The following is a 5,113-nucleotide window of genomic DNA, read 5'->3' as shown; positions in this document are numbered from 1 at the left end:
GCATCGCCGATCATCTCTGCCGCCTGGATTTCGTTGTCCTCGACGAGCTTGGCTACCTGCCGTTCGCCCAGTCCGGCGGCCAGTTGCTGTTCCACCTGGTCAGCCGCCTCTACGAGCAGACCTCGGTCATCGTCACCACCAACCTCGCCTTTGGTGAATGGCCCAGCGTCTTTGGGGACGCCAAGATGACCACCGCCTTGCTCGACCGCCTCACTCACCACTGCGACATCGTCGAGACCGGCAACGACAGTTGGCGATTCAAGAACCGCGCCTGAACGCCTTACAAGAGGGGTCCCTTTTGCGCGCCGATCTGGGGTCCCCATTCAATGCCGATTGACAAACGGCCTCCGTGGCATTCGTCAGGCCCAACGTGAATCCTATGGCTGGTGGCGCCGTCTGCGCTGGTACCAGAAGCCCACCATTGCGATGGTAAACGGCTGGTGCTTTGGCGGCGGCTATGGCCCGCTGTTCGCTTGCGACCTGGCCTTCTGCGCCGATGAAGCCACTTTTGGTCTGTCGGAGATCAACTGGGGCATCCTGCCCGGCGGCGGCGCCACCAAGGTCGCGGTCGAGCTGCTGAGCTTTCGCCGTGCCATGTATCACGCCCTGCTGGGCGAACCGATCGACGGCAAGACCGCTGCGGAATGGGGGCTGGTCAATGAAAGCGTGCCGCTGGTTCAGTTGAAGGATCGCGTGACCGACGTGGCCAGCAAGCTGAACGAGCGTAATCCGGTCACGATCAAGGCGATCAAGGATGCCGTGCGCCGTGTTGGCGACATGACCTATGACGACGCCGAAGACTATCTACTGCGCGCGCAGGAGGCTGCGAACTCGTTCGACAACGACGGCCGCAAGGAAGGCATCCGTCAGTTCATCGACGAGAAGAGTTATAAGCCTGGCCTTGGCGCCTATGACCGGTCCCGTAGGAGCTGAAGGCAGCCAGCAAGGGAGGAGGACACCGTGCTCAACTTCCTATCCCCCGACCCGATCGCGCTTCATGCGCGGTTACGGCCGGACGCGATGGCCGCGATGGATCTATCGCTGGAACGGCGCTGGACCTATCGCGAGCTCGATACGGATATCCAGCGTGCGATCAGTGCGCTGACGGCCAGGGACGTGAAGGAGGGGGATCGCGTAGCGACGCTGGCCAGGAACAGCGTGCACCAAGTGATCCTGCAACAAGCTCTGATGCGGATCGGGGCGATCTTCGTGCCACTGAACTGGCGCCTGTCATCGGTCGAGCTTGGGCGGCTGGTGCTGGATTGCGCCCCTCGGCTCCTGATCGCGGATCAGGAACTTCCGCCATTGCCTCCGGATTGCACGGCAGAGACAATGGCCAGCTTCGCCGCAGCCGTTGATGGAGCACAGCCTGCGCCCGCTTGTCCACCCCATTCCGGGCTGGATTGCTGCATCATCCTCTACACCTCGGGGACTTCGGGGACGCCCAAGGGTGCCATGCTGACATCCCAGTTCCTGCTCGCTACAGGCGTGAACTTCAATGTGCTGGGCGAGGTCGACACCGGTGCGGTTTTCCTTTGCGACAGCCCCATGTTTCACGTTATCGGCATTGTGACGCAGATCTGGCCACCATTCCTGCGCGGCGGCACGATCATCGTTTCAGCCGGATTCAACCCCGAGAAGACCAATGACCGCCTGAGCAACCAGGACTTCAGCGTCACGCACTATTTCTGCGTGCCTCAGATGGCCGAAGCCTTGAGATATGCTCCGAACTTCGCGCCTCGACGCTGGACTCGGCTCAAGGCACTTTTCACCGGTGGTGCACCGAATCCTCCTGCACATATACGCTGGTGGCTGGACCAGGGTGTGTGCGTGGTCGATGGCTATGGCATGACAGAAACGAGCACCACACTCGGGATGCCTCTTTCTCCCAAGCTGATCCGCGAGAAAGCTGGCGCCGTAGGCTTGCCTGGCCCGCTGACCACGGTGCGGTTGATCGATTATGATGGTCGTGAGGTCGCCGACGGAACACCCGGGGAAATCCTGGTCTTCGGCCTGAACGTCATTTCGGGCTATTGGAACCGACCCGAAGAGCGCGATCGTGCCTTTACACCTGATGGATGGATCAGAACGGGTGACATCGGTGTTCGTGATGCCGACGGCTTCATCTCGATCGTAGACCGGCGCAAGGACATGTTCATCTCGGGTGGCGAGAACGTGTATCCCGTCGAGGTTGAGGCTGCGTTGATCGAGCATGAGGACGTGCGCGAGGTGGCGGTGATTGGTGTTCCGGATGAACGTTGGGGCGAGGTCGGGCGTGCCTTCATCGTACCGGCTCCGGGACGTTCGCCCAGTGAGGGCGAGCTTACAGCGCACTGCCTGTCCTTGATAGCTCGGTACAAGGTGCCGAAGAGCTTTCTTCTTGTGGAGGCTCTACCCCGTACGGGTTCAGGGAAGGTGATGAAGCACGTGCTGCGGCGATCCGTGGCCAGCGGTGAAGAAACAACTCTTTTGCGAGGGTAATCGCCCGGCAATCGGGGAGGTCCCGAAGGCAGGCGCTAAATCTCCTGAACCGCGATTTGCACCGCATGAAGGAGCATCACGGAGTCGGGAGAAACACAGAAGGTTCTTCCGTCGCTGAGCCTGCCTGACACGTGCACATTCGAATTACTCGTTGAGTCATTCAGGAAGACTCAGATGACCCAACGCACTCATATCCTTCTTTGTTGAATATGACGTCGATGAAGCAGAGGATCGTTTCGGCTAGCTGCAGCTCTGATCGGCTATGCCAGAGCGCATGAACGTTGCGGAGCGCTCATGTAAATCAACTACGGCAAACAGGGCTAACAGGCACCAGAACCGGATGGCCAAGCTGAGGCCAATCAGATGGGGAGAGAAAATGACAAAGTTCAAGTGGCTGAATGACGCTTGGTACGTCGCGATGTACTCCGACGCTCTGAAGGCTGGAGACATCGTCCCACGTGTGATGCTGAACCAGGGCATCGCACTGTACCGCAAGGCGGATGGCGTGGTCGTGGCACTTGAGGATCGCTGTCCACACCGCAACGCGCCGCTCTCGCTAGGCAAGGTGTGCGGGGACGACCGGATTGCCTGCGCCTATCATGGGCTGGAATTCGACGAGACCGGGAAGTGCGTGTTCAACCCGCATGGCGAAGGCCGGATTCCCGCCGCCGCCAGGGTGCGTGCTTATCCGGTCGAGGAGAAGTACGGCATGATCTGGGTCTGGATGGGAGATCTCGGCAACATTGCTCCGACGCCGGTGATCGACTTCTTGGAACCTGGTACGGGATACGTCCATTCCAAGCCAAATGTCATCAAGATGAATACTCCGTGGGAGCTGATCATCGACAATCTTGTCGACCTCAGTCACGTCAGCTTCCTGCATGACGGAGTGCTGGGAAGCCGCGACATGATTGGCGCGAAAAACGAGTTGGTCCAGACCGGCAACACCATCGTCGTCTCGCGCATCATGCCAAATGTAAGTCCTCCCGAATATGCGGACCTTCTGTATCACGGTGACCAGAAGCCCGTCGACAAATGGCATACCGTGACCTGGATGCCGCCGACGATCATCCTGCTGGACATCGGACTGACCGATAGGGGAGCGGAGCGTTCACAAGGAACGGGTGTCTATGCCGCGCATCTGATCACCCCGGAAACGGAAGAGTCGAGCTACTACCACTTCCTCGCCGTGCGCTGGAACCTGGTCCAGCGCAGTCCCGAAGAACATGAGCGTATCGAGAAGCGGCTGGCTGAAGCGCGGGTCCATGCCTTCGCCAACCAGGACGATCCGATGATGCGGGCACAGTACGAGGTGATGAAGCGATACGGGGGAGAGCTTAAGCCCGTCATGTTGGACATTGACGTCGGTGTGGCGCGTTGGCGTCGCATCATCGAGAAACTCGCCACCGCACAACAGAATGACGCTGCTGCCATGGCGTAGTAGCCGGTCTTGCTCGCCCAAGAGGCTGCGAGGGAGATCGCAGCCTCGATAGGCTGCTTGATCGAGGTCCCCGGTCTCCCTGTCACTTTGTGGGGTGGCCGGACAGGCTTCAAGCACGGGCTACATGATGCTGACACAAGAATGGGCGCGGACGCCATTCGGGTGTGGGAGGGAAATAAGAATGGTCCATCTTGTCAAAGTGCGTATTGCTCGGGCCTGGATGGAAACTCCCGATATCAGGGTGCTCGAGTTGGCACCGCAGGAAGCCGTGGCTCTGCCCATGGTTTCGGCCGGCAGCCATATCGATGTTCATATGCCGAATGGCTTGGTGCGCCAGTACTCCATCTGCAACGGGCCCGGCGAATCGGGTTTCTATCGGATTGCCGTCAAGCTCGAGGCCCGCTCTCGGGGTGGGTCGAGAAGCATGCATCAGGATCTGGAGCCGGGTGACGCCTTATCCATCAGCCAGCCGAGGAACCACTTCGCGTTGTCGGAAATCGCGGGTGAGCATCTGCTTGTCGCAGGTGGCATCGGCATAACGCCGATCCTCGCCATGGCTCGAGCGCTGGCCGAGCGGGGTAGCCCTTTCCGGCTCATCTACTTTGTGCGAGGGCCTGAACATGTCGTGTTCAATGACGCTCTGAGCGATGGCCGCCTCGCGAAGCACCTGGTGCTGCATACCGGGTTGAGCGCCGACCAGACAGCTATGGAACTGACGCGGGACATTGTGAGTTCCGGGGACAACAGCCACCTCTATGTCTGCGGTCCGGCAGCCTTCATGGAGGCGGCATTGACGATCGCGGTAGCGGCGGGCTGGGCCCCGGAACGGCTCCATCGCGAGTATTTCTCGGCCTTAGAGCGCCTAACTAAACCCGGTATGATGCGTTTCTGTGGGCATGGCGAAGCCTTTGGTTTCTGATGATCTCTGGGCGGCGATTGAGCCGCTGTTGCCGCCCGAGCGGCCCAAGCCCAAGGGCGGGCGGCCGCGGCTGGCGGACCGGGCGGCATTGACGGGGATCGTGTTCGTGCTGGTCAGCGGCATCCCATGGGAGAGGCTGCCCGCCGAGATGGGCTGCGGCTGCGGGATGAGTTGCTGGCGGCGGCTGCGCGACTGGCAGGCGGCCGGGGTCTGGGCCGCCTTGCACCGCCTGCTGCTGGAGCGGTTGCAGGCTGCGGGGCAGATCGACTGGC

Annotated in this window: 6 protein-coding genes; all 6 read left to right on the top strand. The window is 60.6% G+C overall.

Translation table 11 applies throughout. The annotated features are described in order from the left end of the window. Positions 1-275, top strand: a 275-nt coding sequence (locus BT98_RS25310) for an ATP-binding protein (RefSeq protein WP_037251787.1), incomplete at its 5' end; no start/stop codon positions are given. 58 nt (positions 276-333) lie between these two features. Continuing rightward, positions 334-933, top strand: a complete 600-nt coding sequence (locus BT98_RS25305; RefSeq protein WP_239371506.1) for a p-hydroxycinnamoyl CoA hydratase/lyase — start codon at positions 334-336, stop codon at positions 931-933. A gap of 27 nt (positions 934-960) precedes the next feature. After that, a complete protein-coding gene (locus tag BT98_RS0119910; RefSeq protein WP_019462510.1) occupies positions 961-2,481 on the top strand; it encodes an AMP-binding protein in 1,521 nt (506 codons plus the stop codon). A 376-nt stretch (positions 2,482-2,857) separates the two neighbouring features. Beyond that, the gene (locus tag BT98_RS25300; RefSeq protein WP_051004974.1) at positions 2,858-3,922 is read left to right on the top strand and encodes an aromatic ring-hydroxylating dioxygenase subunit alpha; all 1,065 of its coding nucleotides are present in this window, start codon (positions 2,858-2,860) and stop codon (positions 3,920-3,922) included. Between the two features lie 181 nt (positions 3,923-4,103). Then, entirely contained in the window at positions 4,104-4,841 is a 738-nt protein-coding gene (locus BT98_RS25295) for a ferredoxin reductase (protein WP_051544363.1), read from the top strand. After that, the coding region (locus BT98_RS0119895) for an IS5 family transposase (protein WP_027297466.1) at positions 4,819-5,113 on the top strand (295 nt) is incomplete at its 3' end. The genes BT98_RS25295 and BT98_RS0119895, both read left to right, overlap by 23 nt.

It is taken from the genome of Roseomonas mucosa ATCC BAA-692 (genome assembly GCF_000622225.1).
Taxonomy (GTDB): Bacteria; Pseudomonadota; Alphaproteobacteria; order Acetobacterales; family Acetobacteraceae; genus Roseomonas; species Roseomonas mucosa.
Note: the sequence above shows the minus strand (reverse complement) of the source record. Positions and strands in the feature narration are given on the sequence as shown.